At 58.2% G+C, this 16,541-nt stretch carries 11 protein-coding genes; 9 read left to right on the top strand and 2 right to left on the bottom strand.

Going from position 1 to position 16,541, the window contains the following annotated elements; all coding sequences use genetic code 11:
* Positions 1-12: 12 nt before the first annotated feature.
* A complete protein-coding gene (gene mexE, locus ACZRMS_RS17110) occupies positions 13-1,257 on the bottom strand; it encodes a multidrug efflux RND transporter periplasmic adaptor subunit MexE (RefSeq protein ID WP_463996232.1) in 1,245 nt (414 codons plus the stop codon).
* 251 nt (positions 1,258-1,508) lie between these two features.
* Complete coding sequence (locus ACZRMS_RS17105) at positions 1,509-3,698, bottom strand: TonB-dependent siderophore receptor (protein ID WP_463996231.1); 2,190 nt, start codon at positions 3,696-3,698, stop codon at positions 1,509-1,511.
* Between the two features lie 724 nt (positions 3,699-4,422).
* Here ACZRMS_RS17105 and ACZRMS_RS17100 point away from each other — a divergent pair.
* From ACZRMS_RS17100 to ACZRMS_RS17060, 9 genes are all read left to right on the top strand, one after another.
* On the top strand, positions 4,423-4,947 hold the full coding sequence (locus ACZRMS_RS17100) for a CS1 type fimbrial major subunit (protein ID WP_463996230.1): 525 nt from the start codon (positions 4,423-4,425) through the stop codon (positions 4,945-4,947).
* Positions 4,948-5,058: 111 nt separating this feature from the next.
* A complete protein-coding gene (locus ACZRMS_RS17095; RefSeq protein WP_463996229.1) occupies positions 5,059-7,566 on the top strand; it encodes a TcfC E-set like domain-containing protein in 2,508 nt (835 codons plus the stop codon).
* Between the two features lie 45 nt (positions 7,567-7,611).
* Entirely contained in the window at positions 7,612-8,352 is a 741-nt protein-coding gene (locus ACZRMS_RS17090) for a molecular chaperone (RefSeq protein ID WP_463996228.1), read from the top strand.
* Positions 8,352-8,858, top strand: coding sequence for a CS1 type fimbrial major subunit (locus ACZRMS_RS17085; RefSeq protein ID WP_463996227.1), 507 nt, complete (start codon positions 8,352-8,354; stop codon positions 8,856-8,858). The genes ACZRMS_RS17090 and ACZRMS_RS17085 overlap by 1 nt, the downstream gene beginning before the upstream one ends.
* Before the next feature lie 115 nt (positions 8,859-8,973).
* The gene (locus tag ACZRMS_RS17080) at positions 8,974-10,236 is read left to right on the top strand and encodes a hypothetical protein (RefSeq protein WP_463996226.1); all 1,263 of its coding nucleotides are present in this window, start codon (positions 8,974-8,976) and stop codon (positions 10,234-10,236) included.
* A gap of 91 nt (positions 10,237-10,327) precedes the next feature.
* Positions 10,328-10,750 (top strand): CS1 type fimbrial major subunit, encoded by a 423-nt coding sequence (locus ACZRMS_RS17075; RefSeq protein ID WP_463996225.1) that lies wholly within the window; start codon positions 10,328-10,330, stop codon positions 10,748-10,750.
* A gap of 115 nt (positions 10,751-10,865) precedes the next feature.
* Entirely contained in the window at positions 10,866-12,131 is a 1,266-nt protein-coding gene (locus ACZRMS_RS17070) for a hypothetical protein (protein ID WP_463996224.1), read from the top strand.
* Between the two features lie 496 nt (positions 12,132-12,627).
* The gene (gene mtlD / locus ACZRMS_RS17065; protein WP_463996223.1) at positions 12,628-14,769 is read left to right on the top strand and encodes a bifunctional mannitol-1-phosphate dehydrogenase/phosphatase; all 2,142 of its coding nucleotides are present in this window, start codon (positions 12,628-12,630) and stop codon (positions 14,767-14,769) included.
* A 61-nt stretch (positions 14,770-14,830) separates the two neighbouring features.
* Entirely contained in the window at positions 14,831-15,838 is a 1,008-nt protein-coding gene (locus ACZRMS_RS17060) for an Ldh family oxidoreductase (protein WP_463996222.1), read from the top strand.
* Positions 15,839-16,541: the final 703 nt, after the last annotated feature.

Genomic DNA, 16,541 nt, shown 5'->3' with positions numbered 1-16,541 from the left:
AGTTATCGTCCCTTAACCGCGAGGAGTCGCGACGCTGGCCAGTTTCGGCGCGCCTTGGGCGGCCTTCACTTGCGGCAGGTTGCTGGCTTCCAGGGCTTGTCGTTGTTGTGCCAGTGCGGCGAGGGTCTGTTCGTTGGCCATGGGGATCACTTCAGACGTCACCGGCGAGCCAGGGCGTACTTTCTGCAAGCCCTTGACGATGATGGTGTCGTCCTTGTTCAGCCCGCTGCGAACAATGCGCAGGCCTTCGATCTTCGGTCCCAGGTCGACAGTGCGGTACACCGACTTGTTGTCGGCCCCCATCACCAGCACGAACTTCTTGCCCAAGTCGGTACCGACCGCTTCGTCATTGATCAGCACGGCCGAATAGGTCCCGCTGCCCACCAGTTTCAGGCGTGCATACAGGCCCGGCGTGAAGCTGCCATCGGTGTTGTCGAACACGGCCCGACCACGGATGGTGCCGGTCTTCGGGTTGACCTGGTTATCGACGAAGTTCATCTGGCCCAGATGCGGGTTGCCTTCTTCGTTGGACAGGCCCAGGTAGACCGGTGTGCTCTGGCCGCGCTGGCCGTCACGGGCAAGCTGGTTGTACTTGAGGAACACACGCTCGTCAGCATCGAAGTAGGCGTACACCTTGTCGGTGGAGACCACGCTGGTCAGCGGGGTGACATCGGCAGTGACGATATTGCCCGCCGTGATTTCGGCACGGCTGACCCGGCCGGTAATCGGCGAAGTGACCCGGGTGAAGCTCAGGTTGAGCTTGGCGAGGTCCAGTTGTGCCTGGATGGCGGCGACCCCGGCGCGGGATTCCTGGGCTGCAGTGGTGCGCGAATCGGCCAGCTCGGCGGAGATCGCATTGCTCTGGCGCAGGCGTTCGCCGCGCTGGGCTTCGTTCTCGGAACGGCTGGCCTTGGCGCGGGCTTGCTGCACTTGAGCTTCAAGCTGACGCACAGTGGCCTGGAACGGGCGCGGATCAATCTGGAACAGCAGGTCGCCCTTTTTCACCATGGCGCCCTCGGTAAAGGCGACCTGATCAATCTGGCCCGACACGCGTGGACGGATTTCAACGGTTTGCGGTGCTTCGAGGCGACCGGTGAATTCGTCCCATTCATTGACCGGCTGTTCAAGCACCTTGGCCACACTGACTTTTGCAGCGGGAGCAGGAGCAGTCGCTTGTGGAGTTTTGCCGCATGCACTCATCACCACAATGGCCAAGGCCGCGAGTGGGAAGCGCAAATGTTTCAGTGACTGTTCCATGGGAGGGGAGTCCGCCAATCTATTGAGATGGGCGGATAATGCTGGCGCGAGTGCTGGCGCACGAATCGAACCCAGCGAAGATCAATATCATTCAGAATGATACAAAGCGTAACAGAGCCCTCTAGCCTGCGGTTTTCGATAGGGGGCTATCAATTAAATCCAGCTTTTTGGTGGGAGCGAGCCTGCTCGCGAAGAGCCCTGTCGAGACCTTCGCGAGCAGGCTCGCTCCCACGGTTGCTTGCCTGTAATTCTCAAAAATTGATCGAAGCACTCAGCCGCGCTGTCAGCGGGGCACCCTGGAACACATAGTTGTCGCCCATGTATTCCCCCACATCACGCCAGTAGCGTTTGTCGAACAGGTTGTCGATGCTCAGCCGGAACACGGTGTCGTACCCTTCGATGCGGGTGCTGTAGCGGCTGCCGATATTGAAGATGGCGTAGGCATCGGCCTGCACTTCACCCAACTGGCTGGCGTATTTTTTGCCGCTGTATTGCACGCCGCCCAGCAGGGCCAGGCCATCGAGCCAGGGCAGGGCGTAGTCGCCGTAGAGGCTGGCGCGCAAGGTGGGGACGTTGATGGTCTGGTGCCCTTCATATTCGGGTGTGCCGCTGCCGGTGACCCGGGAGCGGATCGCCGCCACGCTGGCCGCAATCTGCAACCGATCGCTGGCCCAGCCATTGGCCGCCAGCTCAAGCCCGGTGTTTTTCTGCTGGCCCTGTTGCACGAAGGTGAACTCACCCGGCGTCGCATCGGGGCGTGCGTACTGGTAGTCCTGACGGATCTGGAACAGCGTGGCGCTCAGGCTCATGCGCCGCCAGTCGTACTTGACCCCGGCTTCGATCTGCCGTGACACGGTGGGCGCGAGGATTTCAAAGGCATTGCTGGCAAACCACGGTGCTTCGCCGCCCAGGGACAGGCCCTTGCTGTAGCGGGTGTACAGCGTGATGTTCTGCACCGGCTTATAGATCAGCGCCGTCTGGGGCAGGAACTCATAGCGCCGGGTGTGGCGGGTGGTGTCGCCCTGGTCGTCGAAGGTGCGTTCGTCCAGGCGCACTTCGCGCCCGCCCAGCACGGCCTGCCATTGCTCGTTGAAGCTGATCTTGTCATTGAAAAACACCCCGTACTGGCGGCTGTCCAGACGGCGATAGCTGTCCTGGACCGGTTTGCCGGAGGGGGCGAACTCTTCAGGTTCGCTATCGATATTGCCGCTGCCGATCATTTCGTTGATCAGCTCCCGCTGGTCCACCACACGGCGAAATGCGCTGGTGCCTACCGTCAATTCGTGACCCATGCCGCCGGTATCGAACTGACCGCTGAGCGCTGCCTGCACCTCGTCATTGCGCCGGGTATCGTCGGGGCTGCGGAAGTCGTAGATGTCGTAATTGCCTTCGGGGCTGAAGTAGTTGGGCACCGCCGTATTGGCGCAACTGTCCGAGCCGTAGCAACCCCAGGCAAACGAGCTGTAATCGTCGATCACCACCTTGCTGCGCGAGGCGCTGAGGTTGCCTTTCCAGTTGTCGGTGAAGCGGTATTCGAAGTTGCCGTTGATATTCAGCGAATCAATGGTCACCGGCCTGGAGCCGCTCTGGTGCGCCAGCAGCTTTTTCGGCGAGGCGTGGTGCGGCAGTTCGGTGCCGCCGAGCAATTGATAGCCCGGCACCGAACGCTGCTCCTTGTTTTGATACTCCACGTCCAGTTGCAGCAGCGCATCGGGGCTGATGTTCCAGTCAAACGCCACCGAGGCGAAGTCGCGCTGGCCATTGGCGTGTTCGACCCAGGAGTGAATGTCTTCATGGGCAAAGTTGGCACGCAGCCCGAACTGTTGTTCGCTGCCGAACCAGCCGCCCACGTCGGTGGCCAGGTACCCGCTGCCACGATCATCGGTCGAGACGGTGACCGAACGTACATCGGCAGCGCGCTTGGTGACGTAATTGACCGCGCCGCCGGGTTCGGAGACGCCGCTTTGCAGGCCCGCAAGCCCCTTGAGCAATTCCACCTGCTGCTTGTTTTCCAGGCCGACGTTCTGCTCGCCGGTGATGGTGCGGCCGTTGATCTTGTAGCTGCTGGCCGAGTTCAACGAGAAGCCGCGCACCACAAAATTCTGGTAGTAGCCAACCGGCGCGTAGCTTTCACCTACCGAGGCGTCGTTGCGTAACACCTCGCTGAGCAGGCGTGCTTGCTGGTCCTTGATCAGCGCGTCGGTGAACACTGAAATCGCCGCAGGGGTATCGAGCAGCGGCGCCGCCTCGAAACCGCCGACCCATGCACTGTCAGCCTGATAGCCGCTGTTGTCTTCGCCGGTCACGGAGATGGCCGGCAGTTCGGTTTCGGCGGCAAGGGCCGCAGGCACTGGTGCGGTCAGCAACACAAGGCTCAGCAGTTTAAGCGTGAAGCGCGGGGCGGACTCTGCCTCGTTGAAAGTCCGGTAAAGCATAGTCATGCACAGCTCCTGAACGATGGGCAGGCTTGAGTCCAAGGCCTGTTTCTCAAGCGCGCCATCATACATAACTGGCCGGGTAACACCTCTATCCGGGCTGATCATTCAAGGGGGCATGCAGTGACTGGCCGAAAGACGCCTGGCGGGCTTGGTGAATTCAATGGCGACGCCTTCAGCCACCCTCAGAACAACAACTGCTCAGCACCAGCCTGCCGTTGTTTTCGCCCAGTACTATGTGGACAACGGCCTGGCGCAATTGCACTTCATGCCCCTCTCCTGATCGATGGGCAGGTTTGAGCTCAAGGCCTGTTTTTCAAATGCGCCAGCCTACTGCCGGGGGCCTGAGCGCCTATTTAAATCACACGCATTTATTGCTGTTTTTAGAGGTGCTCCTGCGCACTTTCAACACAACTAGCAATACCCGTTACACATATGCCCATCGCGGATCTAACAACAAACTGCATGTTTCAATACAAAGTCCATAGCGCAAATCAAAAAATAATAAGGCGTTATTTTTATACCTCATTGATGTGTGTGTTTTTCTTGAAAACATGCGAAAGCATTTGCAGGTGCAATCTGTAAGGAAAAAACTACATATCAGCCAGCTTTACCTTACTCACACGGCGAGTGGATCCCAATAGGCTTCCACCGCAATGCCTCTTTAGCCTTGCAACTCAACTAGCTGACCGACTGGCACAACCAGAACCTCAATGCCCTCTCGAGTTTATTGCTACTCATCATCAGAAAAAGGTACGTAACCATGTTTAAAAAAACAGCCGCCTTCATCGCTTGCTCTCTGGCAATCAGTGCGTCCAGTGCATGGGCCGCTAATGACGCCAACAGCCTTATCAACATTACCGCTGTGATTCCGGCCAAGGACTTCTACGCGTTTCCTGTAGATTCGGATTTCGGCAAAAACGAAACCATGACCTACAACCTTGCCAACGGCTCGCTGGGCACCCTGCGTGCAATGTACGAACTCAAAAACGCAGCGGGTTCAATCAAAGCCTATATCGATGGCGGTCCAGCCAAGCTGCGCAATGGCAATAGCACCCACGACATTAATCTGGCCACCAGCTTTAACGGCATTACGCTGACAGCGGCCCCACAGGAGGTTTTAACTGCCGCGCAGGCTGCTTCAGGCACGCGAGCCGAACTGGTTATTACCCCGGCCGCACCTGTTGCTGCTGCAACAGGTACATTCACTGCGTCGTTCACTGTGATCTTCGACAACATCCCCACGATCATTTGATAACTCGCCTGCGCAATTAATTTGGCCAAGCAATATCAGGCGCTCGGTTGGCCTTGTGGCAGACCGAGCGCACTCCGACTTCGATAACCTGTTATCAGAGTATTCCAGTTCATGTTTGCGCTATTTTCTCTCGCGGTAATGCTCGTCATGTTCTTGAGTGCGCAAGCCTTTGCCGAGACTGTAACTGGCGTCGCCACGACGCGAAGTTTATTGGCTCAGGCAAAGGGGTTGCCGGCAGACTTTGAGGAACACTTTTTTGATGTTCCTCTGGCTGTTCAAGTTGAAGTTGACCAGCAACTGTTGGGTGAGGCGATGATCCTTTTATCTCGCGATGACCTGCTCACCCTGCTTGAATTTACCGACAAGAATGGCAGCCTGCTGCCGGAGAGCGAGCGCGACCTGTGGGCGGACTATCTGAAGCAAGGCGTTAAATTGGGCGCCTGCCAGCAAAAATGCCCGGAGCAATTGCTGGCGGTGCACTACAACCTGGAAAACTCGGTGGTGTCGCTGCTCACCGCCAATGCCGAGCGCGATGTCGAGGAAAGCCGTTATTACGATCTTCCGGCAGACGGTAGCCGGGGTTTGATCGTGCGCAACCGGCTCAACCTTAATGGCGGACAGCAAGGCAGCCTGGGCGGGCGCCTCGGGATTGATGCCAGCAGCAGCCTGGGTAACTGGACCCAAGACCTGAACATGCAGCTCTCACGTATGGGGGGGGCGGAGCAAAAGCTGCATTACGCCGTCTACGAGGCCTACTCCCAGCGCGAGTTCGAAGGCCAATTTTTGCGCCTGGGCTATTTCACGCCATCCGCAGAAGGGCTTACCCGTCAAATACGTACACTGGGCGCGAGCCCCGACACCGCCTTGGGTGTGATGTACGGCAGCTCGGACAGTTTAGCCATCAACCTGGCGACGCCCAGCGTTTACCCCATTTATGTCACCGCCAACCGTGAAGGTTCGGTGGAGATTTATCGCAACGGTTTGTTGATCAATACGCAAGCGGTTGCCGCAGGCCTGCAAAGCCTCAATACCCGGCCACTGCCAGGCGGCATCTATGAAATTGAAGTGCGACTGATAGAAGACGGTCAAATCATCAGCACCACCCCGGAACGGGTGTACAAACCAAACAACTGGCGCAACCCCGATGAGCGCTGGCGCTACAACCTGTTTGCCGGGCGTGAAACCAATCTGCTCAGCAACTGGGCCGAGGAGGACAGCGGCAACATGACCGCCGGTACCTCGCTCAATTACCTGCTGCACCCGCGTGTGGTGCTGGGCCTCTCCGGGCTCCAGGTAAAAGGCAACATGCAATACGGTACCTCCATCGACTGGACCCTGGCCGATAGCGCCAGCCTGTATGCCAACCTGTACCAAACCAAGCACTACGGCACAGGTATCGACCTGAACGGGCTCTACCGCTATGGGCAAGGCAGCCTGGTGTTCAACCACACCCGCGCTTGGCTGGACACCCGAAACACCTATGAAACCTTGTCCGACGGCACACGCGTGCGCAAACGCAACGTATTTGTCGGCCAGACCAGCAACTCGTCGGTTTCGCTCAACCACCGCTTGAACCCCAAAACCAGCCTGAATGCGCGGCTCACCCACAGTGACGGTTACACCCGGGGCTATGGGCTTGATCTGGGTTTGACCCAACAGAGCCGTCTGTTTGGCAACGATGGCAACTGGCGTTTATCGCTGTTTGACCGACCCGCCAGCCTCGGCACTGCAAACTCACGTAATCGCGGGTTCGATTTTACGTTCAGCCTGGCCCTTGGCGGGTCCGACGAACGCTGGTCCGCCAGCATCGGCTCACGCACCGGCCATAACGGGGAGCGCGATAACAACACAGGTCTGACATACACCAGAGATTTGAAAGGCCACCTGCTGCAAAGCATTGCCGCCACTGCGACCACTGACACCTACGGCCTTGGCCTGTCCGCCAGGGCCTCATTGCAGAACGAGGCGCTTAACGCCGATGGTTTTGTTCAGCGCTCTTCGTATAACGGCAAACTCACCGGTGGCCTGAACCTGGACAACACCTTCGCCGTGGGTGGCAACAAAATGGTCATGAGCAGCCAGCATCAGGGCCAGGGTGCGGGGATGATTGTCGACGTCGAGTCAGATGTCGATGACATCCGGTTGCGCGCCGATGACTTGAATGGCGGTAGCACGATGCTGCACAAGGGCCGCAACTTCATTGCGCTTGGCGCTTATAAAAACGGCTCCGTGAGCTTCGATTTCGAAGGTACCGCCGCACCGGCGGCCGCGATCCAGCCTGCACGCACCCGTTATCACCTTAACCGCGGGGGAGTGGAGCATCGCACCATTAGCGTGGTGAAAACCGTAACGGTACTGGGGCGTTTGGTTGATCCCGCCGGTAACCCGCTGAAGGGCCATCACATCATTAACCACGTGAGCCGTGGGGTGAGTGAAGTGGACGGGTTCTTCTCGATGGAAATGAACGCCAGCGCGCCCACTTTGCAAGTTCGCAAAGACGACACGTTGTTGTGCCAGTTCCGTATTGATCCGAGCAAGGCCAAGGCCGAAAACAATGTCTTGCAGATCGGTGATTTGCTTTGCCATCCCAATACCCTGGAGCAGTGGGCGGCCCACTGATACGGCGAGCCAGGTAGCGTTATTGATTGATTAGTGAGGTTGGAAATGAAAGCAATATATTTGACATTAAGCGGTTTGTTTTTTTCATTCAGTGCACTGGCAGGGCCGAATATCAACGTCGGCACCGTCCATGACTATTTGGACGGCGATCAAAGTTCCTATTTGAAACGTGTGTTCAATGGCGGAACCCATACCGCATTCGTCCGAATCTCGGTCATGGAAGTTTTATTTAACGCTGACGGTACCCACGTGGAAGTGCCGGTTAAATCCCAGGGCAACACCCAGGTCCGCGACGGTTTGATGGCCAGCCCTGCGCGCTTGATTGTGCCAGCCCAGGGCACCCAGGCCACCCGACTGTTATTTCTGGGGCAGCGCGATACCGAGCGTTACTTCCGCGTGCGTTTTGTACCGGTGGTGCCCGAGAAGGAAGATGAGTTCACGCTCTCCCAGGAACAAAGTGACGGCTATAAGAAAACCCTTTCGGCGGGCGTCAATATATTGGCCGGCTACGGCACGTTCTTTTTCGTGCGGCCTGAAAACCCCAGATTCGACACCCAAATCGAAAACACGCCAAAACAGTACTCCCTGCATAACAACGGCAACACGGTATTCGTAGTCGACGAGTTCAAAGACTGCGCCGCCAACGATCCGGAGAACTGCCTGGCCGCAACCAAAAATCATGTGCGGCCGGGGCGCACAATGCGTTTCGGGAAACAAGCCGGGCGTCTGTACCGCTTTGTGCTGATCGAAGGCAACGCGCGAAAAACCATGGAGATAAAAGGCTGATGTTGCTGCCTCGCATAAAACCCGCACGGGTGCTCGCGCAGGTCACTGTGATTGCGTTCGGGTTCTGGGCTACAGCGGTGTTCGGCGCGCGGGAAGAAGTGCTGTTTGATGTCACCGTCACCATCCCGACGCACGAATTTTATGTGGTGCCGGTGAACCCGGCGTTTGTTGAAAATGAACAGCAGATGAAGTGGAACATGGGGAACGAAACCCTTGAGCCCTTGCGAGCCGATTTCGATCTGCACAGTTCCAGCGGCCCTGTCAGGGCGCGCCTGGGTTACGACCCGACATTGGGCAGTCTGCACAATTCCATTGCGCTGAAGGTGATATTCAACGGTCATGTCCTGGTGCTTGGCGATACCGTCGTGGCAACACAAAGCGAGGCCTTGCCGGGTTTGCGGGTGCCCCTGCGCATCGAAGCAGTAAAACCGGATGGCGGGTTCAAACCGGGCGAATATTACGGCGCTGTGCTGATCCTGTTTGACTCGCCCATCCCGGATGCTTAGCGGCTTACCAATAGATGCCTTTCGAGTTAAGTGAATTCAATTACGACTCCCTCAGCCGCCTGTTTAAGCGGGTACTGGTTGAGGGCAACAAACCAGACAAGGTGTGCACCCGGCCATGAACCTATCCAACAAAAAGCCCCCGGCTACGGGCGCGCGCAGAGGTACTTTGCTCGGCGCTATTGTGGCAGGGCTTATGGCGCCCTGGGCGCAGGCGTCCACGGTTGAGATCAGCGCCACCTTTTCCCCGGATTCGGCCAACCCGCATATCAACCAGTTTACAAACACCACGCCTATGTCCGGGCTGTGCACCACGTTCCCCGCTCTTTGCAGCTCCCTGGGGCTGTACAGCATCCGGCTGGGGATACAGGCGCAATCGCAGCGTCCGATTCTGGCCAACCATGCCAATATTCGTGATGGCTTGATGGTCAAGGTCCCGGCCGAGGCCAGAACGCTTCAGGTAACGAACACGTCAGGGGATACGGCGCAGCTGGAGTTTTCCATCTCGGCTTTCAGCGGGACCCACCGGACCCGTGATGTTTCGCTGATCACCGGTATACCGACGGGGAATGGCGATACAGCCAACAGTCATCTCTGGAAAGGGCAAGCCTGGGGTTACTACGCGTCAGCGCCCTGCACTCGGGGAGCCGCGATGTGGGCCTCCCCTATCGACGCCGACTACTTCTGGCTGACCCCCCAGGCGGTACCTTGTGGCAAATCGCCGGCGTATGAAATCGACAGCGTGCTGTTGCGCAATCCCAGTGTGTCTTATCGGATGGTTGCCCCTGATCCGCTGAAAATGGAGAGCGGTATTTATCGAGGCTCCCTCATCTACACTGTGGGCCCCGGCATGGACTTCGACTTCGGCGATGTGATGCTCCCCACCGACAACCAGGTCATCATGAACTTCACCCTGGAGGTCAAACATACCCTCAAGTTTCTGTTCCCGGCCGGGGACAATCGGGTGGTACTCAACCCTGCAGGGGGTTGGCAGCAATGGTTGAACAACGGGCGGCGCCCGGAAAAGCTGGTGGCCAACAAGAACTTCAAAATGTGGTCTTCCTCCCAGTTCAGCATGGAGATGCAATGTGAATACCTGGTGGCCACCCAGTGCGCGATACAAAATGCCGCGGGCCATACCGTCCTGGTGGAAACACGGGTGACGCTGCCGTCGGGCATGCTCGATGCGTTGAACCGGCCGGTTGAGCGCGTTCTGTTGAGTACGACCCCCGCGGTGTTTTCGCCCAGCCACTACGTGGACAACGGCCAGGCGTCATTGCACTTTGAAGTGGCTCGCGACCAGACCCACAGCATGATCAACGACCATTCCGGGAGTACCTACAGGGGCAATATCACGGTTATTTGGGACAGTGAAATCTGATCGTTTTGGGGACGTGACGGGGCACTGTCACTTCTGTGTTTTGTAGCCCGGATATCGCGATGCCGGGCATGCAAACCTTGATTTACAGGCTTTGGCGCGGGAAGAAGTGCTGTTTGATGTCACCGTCACCATCCCGACGCACGAATTTTATGTGGTGCCGGTGAACCCGGCGTTTGTTGAAAATGAACAGCAGATGAAGTGGAACATGGGGAACGAAACCCTTGAGCCCTTGCGAGCCGATTTCGATCTGCACAGTTCCAGCGGCCCTGTCAGGGCGCGCCTGGGTTACGACCCGACATTGGGCAGTCTGCACAATTCCATTGCGCTGAAGGTGATATTCAACGGTCATGTCCTGGTGCTTGGCGATACCGTCGTGGCAACACAAAGCGAGGCCTTGCCGGGTTTGCGGGTGCCCCTGCGCATCGAAGCAGTAAAACCGGATGGCGGGTTCAAGCCGGGCGAATATTACGGCGCTGTGCTGATCCTGTTTGACTCGCCCATCCCGGATGCTTAGCGGCTTACCAATAGATGCCTTTCGAGTTAAGTGAATTCAATTACGACTTCCTCAGCCGCCTGTTTAAGCGGGTACTGGTTGAGGGCAACAAACCAAACAAGGTGTGCACCCGGCCATGAACATATCCAACAAAAAGCCCCCGGCTGCGGGCGCGCGCAGAGGTACTTTGCTCGGCGCTATTGTGGCAGCGCTTATGGCGCCCTGGGCGCAGGCGTTCACGGTTGAGATCAGCGCCACCTTTTCCCCGGACTCGGCCAAGCCGCATATCAACCAGTTTACAAACACCACGCCTAATTCTGGTATGTGCGCCGCCTACCCCGCACTTTGCAGCTCACGGGGGCTGTTCAGCATCCGACTGGGGTTCGAGGCGCAATCGCAGCGCCCGATTCTGGCCAACCATGCCAATATTCGCGATGGCATGATGATCAAAGTCCCGGCGGATCCCAGAGCGCTCCAGGTGATGAGCGCGTCAGGGGATACGGCGCAGGTGGATTTTTCCATTTCTGCCTTTAGCGCGGGTAACCGCACCGCCCGCGATGTTCGGCTGATTACCGGTATACCAAGGCCGAGTTCCACTGAGGGCAACTATGATCTTTGGAATGGGAGGCCTTGGGGGTACTATGCTCCCTCGCCCTGCACGCTGGGAGCAGGGATGGGGTCTACTCCCATCGACGCCAATTACTTCTGGATGACACCCCAGGCCATGCCCTGCGGCTTAACACCGGCATACGAAATCGACAGTCTGCGATTGCGCAATCCCAGTGTGGCTTATCGAATGACCGCCCCCGATCCGCTGAAAATGGAGAGCGGCATTTATACAGGCTCCATCACTTATACAGTGGGCCCCGGCATGGACTTCGACTTCGGCGATGTGATGCTCCCCACCGACAACCAGGTCATCATGAACTTCACCCTGGAGGTCAAACATACCCTCAAATTTTTGTTCCCGGCCGGGGACAATCGGGTGGTACTCAGCCCTGCAGGGGGTTGGCAGCAATGGTTGAACAACGGGCGGCGCCCGGAAAAGCTGGTGGCCAACAAGAACTTCAAAATGTGGTCCTCTTCCCAGTTCAGCATGGAGCTGCAATGTGAATACCTGGTGGCCACCCAGTGCGCGATACAAAATGCCGCGGGCCATACCGTCCCGGTGGAAACACGGGTGACGCTGCCGTCGGGCATGCTCGATGCGTTGAACCGGCCGGTTGAGCGTGTTTTGTTGAGTCCGACCCCCGCGGTGTTTTCGCCCAGCCACTACGTGGACAACGGCCAGGCGTCATTGCACTTTGAAGTGGCTCGCGACCAGACCCACAGCATGATCAACGACCATTCCGGGAGCACCTACAGGGGCAATATCACGGTTATTTGGGACAGTGAAATTTGATCGCTTTGGGGACGTGACAGGGCACTGTCACTTCTGTGTTTTGTAGCCCGGATATCGCGATGCCGGGCATGCAAACCTTGATTTGCAGGCTTTGGATGGGGTATAGCTAAAAAGGCAACCAACCGTATTACAGGAAATTACAACGCTCTTATGGATGGAATCACACGTATCAATCGCCAGTTCGGCTCACACTTCGCATCCCTGATTGCGAGTTGTGGGCCTCACGTCAAAGGCTGCGTTCACGCAGTGACAGGGTCTGTTTCTCGCCTCGTTGTCCTCTTCGCTTTACCCCGCTGTTTACCTGGCCGCTGCGTCGACTGGCGCCTTTGTTACGTCCCTCCGCCTGATTTGCGCTGATTTGCTCCCCACCACTTTCTGACTGTACTGCGACCCGCCTGAGCCTTTGAATGGCCGGTTTTTGGTCAAGTCACGACAGCGTTTTCTGGCCTGCGCATGGCTGCGAGACGCTCCCGCTACACAAGGAGTTGCACCCCCCATGATTTATTTCCAGGGCAAGAGAATTTTCAGTGCCATCTTCGATATGGACGGCACCATGTTCGACACCGAGCGCCTGCGTTTCAAAACCCTCAAGCAGGCGGCACTCGAGATCTACGGTACGCCGCTCAGTGAAGAAACCCTGATCGGGTCATTGGGCCTGAGTGCGAAGAAGGCTGAGGAACTGGCCAAAGCCAACCACGGTGAAGACTTCCCGTATGCGGCAGTCCGCCAGCGCGCCGATGAGCTGGAACTGGCCCATGTGCGCAATCAGGGGGTGCCGATCAAGGACGGTTTGCTGGAGGTGCTGGAGCGCTTGCGCAAGTACGGCCTGACCATGGCTGTAGCCACGTCGAGCCGTCGCGCCATCGCCGAGGAATACTTGATCAATGCCAACGTGCTCAAGTATTTCGACATCACCGTGTGCGGCGATGAAGTGACCCAGGGCAAGCCCCATCCGGAGATTTTCCTCAAGGCGGCCAGCGCGCTCAATTGCCTGCCCCAGCATTGCCTGATGCTGGAGGACTCTGAAAATGGCCTGCTGTCAGCGATCCGTGCCGAAGGCCAACCGATCCTGATCGAAGACATCAAGCCACCCGCACCCGAAGTCAAGGCCGGGGCGTTGAAGGCTTACCAGAACATGCACCAGTTTCTGGCCGACTTGAACGATTGCATGCCCGACCTCGGTACCCCGGAACTCACCGAGAGTTTCCCCCAGGCACTCAACCAGTTCAGTGCCGGTATTCACGGTTTTGGCGCGATGGGCGGCGGTTACCTGACGCAGATTTTCTCCCACTGGGACGGCTACACCCGGCCGTGCGAGATCATTGCAGCGACCCGTTCGCGGATGCTGCGCGACACCATCCAGGCGTTCGGCCGGTTCAGCGTGCGTTATGGCGCCACGTCTTTCGATCAGACCATCGAAAACCTGCGCATGATCGACATGGACGACGCCGAGGCGGTGATCAACATGTACGACGTGGCGGAAATCGTCGGGCTCACCCTGCCGGAGCCTGCGATCCGCAAACAGGCGGATGTGATTGCCAAGGGCCTGATCCGGCGCTATGAGCGTCGTGGCCGCGAGCTGACGATCCTTATTGTGTTGAACAAAGTCGGTGGCGCGGACTTCGTTCGCCGTCACGTGCAAGCTCAGCTGGAGCTGCTGGTCAGCCCCGAGTTGTGCCAGAAAATCCTGGCCAATACGCACTTTGCCGAAACCGTAGTCAGCCGCATCGTCTCGAAAATTTCCACCGAGTCGCTGGTGCGCCAGTTGCGCATCAAGTCGAAAATGTTCCAGAACAGCCTGAGTGACGAGGTGGATGCACCGAAAGCCTGCGCCAAGACACCGGTGCCCGAGTACGAGCGGCTGATCAGCCGTTTTCGGCCCTTCGCCCAGTCCAGCAATGCGCTGAACCAGTTGCACCTGATTCTGTTCAACAGCGAGTCGGACATGCCGTTGTATGCCGAGCGCTGCAGCAATCTTCTGGAGCGCCTGCGCCAGGTCAAAACCGTGGATGACATCACCCAGACCCAGGTGATGAAAAACCTGCTGTGGAATGGCCCCCACGCCATCATTGCCTGGTACGCCAGCCTGCTGGGGCATTCCTGGTTGGGGCAGGGCATGGGCGACTCGCGGGTCAGCGCCCTGGCCCGACACTTGATTGACCGGGAGGTCGGCCCGGCGCTGGTGGCTGAGTACCCGCACATGGCTCAAGCCGTTGCGGATTTTTCGAAAACCTTTCTGGAGCGTTGCAGCACGTCGTTCAAGGACCCCTGCGCCCGTGTGGGTCGGGACCCGCTGCGTAAACTGCAACGTAACGAGCGTATTTTTCGCAGCATCGACCTGGCCCAAAAGCACGGCATCGACAGCAGCGCCCTGGCGTTTGGCAGTGCCCTGGCCCTGCATTACGCGCTGCGTTGCCCCGACAGCAAGGATCAGGAGTGTCTGTTGATGCGAACCCTGTACCAGGACAGCGGCAGTGTCGAAGCGGTGTTGACCTGGAGCGGGAACTACAACGGGCGTCCGTATCCGGGGTTGCACCCGATACAGGATGCGGCGTTGGTGGAGGCGATTACCGGACACTTCCACCGCTTGGCGGCGCTTGAGCCAGATTGTGCCGAATTCGTCATGTCCCCGGCCTGAATCGATCAAGCCGCGAACCCTGGAACGGGCCAGTCTGGAAGGTCTGTTCAAGGAGTTGACCATGATCCGACTGTCCCTGGCCCAAGCGTATGAGCTGGCCGAATCCATCTTGTTGCATAACGGTTTCAATCAGGCCCATGCCCGTGCGGTGAGTGCTACGGTGCTGGCAGGGGAGCGCGACGGCTGCGCTTCCCACGGTCTGTACCGGGTGTTGGGGTGTGTCAATTCCTTGCGCGCGGGCAAGGTTTCGCCTGATGCCGTGCCGCAGGTCATCGATCAGGCGCCTTCGATCGTGCGTGTGGATGCAGCGGGTGGTTTTTCTCAGCTGGCGTTTCAGGCGGGTTTGCCAATGCTGCAGGAAAAAACCCGGGCTAATGGTATTGCGGCGCTGGCGATTAACCGGTGTGTGCACTTTTCTGCGTTGTGGGTGGAGATTGAGCAACTGACGGCGGCCGGACTGGTGGCGCTGGCCTGTAACCCGAGCCATGCCTGGGTGGCGCCTGCAGGAGGCAATCAACCGGTATTTGGCACCAATCCCATTGCGTTTGGCTGGCCGCGTGCGGGTAATGATCCCTTCGTTTTTGATTTCGCCACCAGTGCCATTGCCCGGGGGGATATTGAGTTGCATCGCCGTGCCGGCAAGGCGATTCCTGAGGGCTGGGGAGTGGATGCGCACGGGCAGCCGAGTACTGATGCCAATGTGGTGCTTGATGCGGGGGCGATGCTGACCTTCGGTGGGCACAAAGGCTCGGCGCTGGCGGCGATGGTGGAGTTGATTGCCGGGCCTTTGATCGGTGATTTGACCAGTGCTGAATCGTTGGCGTATGACGCGGGGAGCAAGTCTTCGCCGTACCATGGTGAGTTGATTATTGCGTTTGATCCGCAGCGTTTTCTGGGGGCGGCAACCGAGCAGCATCTGACCCGGGCTGAGGTGTTGTTTGCCGGGATTGAGGGGCAGGGTGCGCGGTTGCCGTCGCAACGCCGGTATGAGGCGCGGGCGCGCAGTCTGGTGGACGGGGTGCAGATACCGCAGGCTTTGTATAACGATTTGCAGGCATTGCTGGGTTGAGGGGGCAGGTACATAACCTGTAGCCGCTGCCGAAGGCTGCGATCTGGTGCGTAGCGCCAGCAAATGCTTTTACAGGGTACATATCCATTCGCTGTGCCACGGTGTTTTACGGGTTTCGCCCTTGCTCCGGTCCTGCTCCGTGGGCACGTCGAAGGGGCGGGCAGATCAAAGGCGTTCGAGGCGGCAGGCGGGCCTGTTTGCCGGCGAGGTCTGCGAGACTCGCACATCTCCTCTGTGGGAGCGGGCTTGCTCGCGAAGGCATCACTGGGGTTTGCCAGGAAGATCACGTCGCCTGTTTCGCGAGCAGGCTCGCTCCCACAAAAAATGGGTGCTGTTTCAAATCTGGTTATTGCTTTTGCTTTTGCCTTCTCTGTAGCCAGGGGATTGTACAAACAACGCGAATGCCCCCATTCCAGTTGGGCGTGTGTGGCGGATATGTACTTGGTGTTGCAGTTATTCACCCCGAGTACATATCCATTCGATGCGCCACGGCGTTCTACGGGTTCCGCCCTTACGGCGGCTTACTTTTGTCAAACAGCCACAAAAGTAAGCAAAAAGGCCTTGCCCCAGCGTACGGCCCTCGCTTCGCTCAGGTGTCCCTCGTTCCGGTCCCGCTCCGTGGGCACGCCGTGACGGGCCATCCTTGGCCCAGCACGGCTCTCCCGGCATCCATGCCGGGAGGCCCACTGCGCAGAACCTCCAC

This window comes from Pseudomonas sp. B424, from assembly GCF_055408345.1.
Note: the sequence above shows the minus strand (reverse complement) of the source record. Positions and strands in the feature narration are given on the sequence as shown.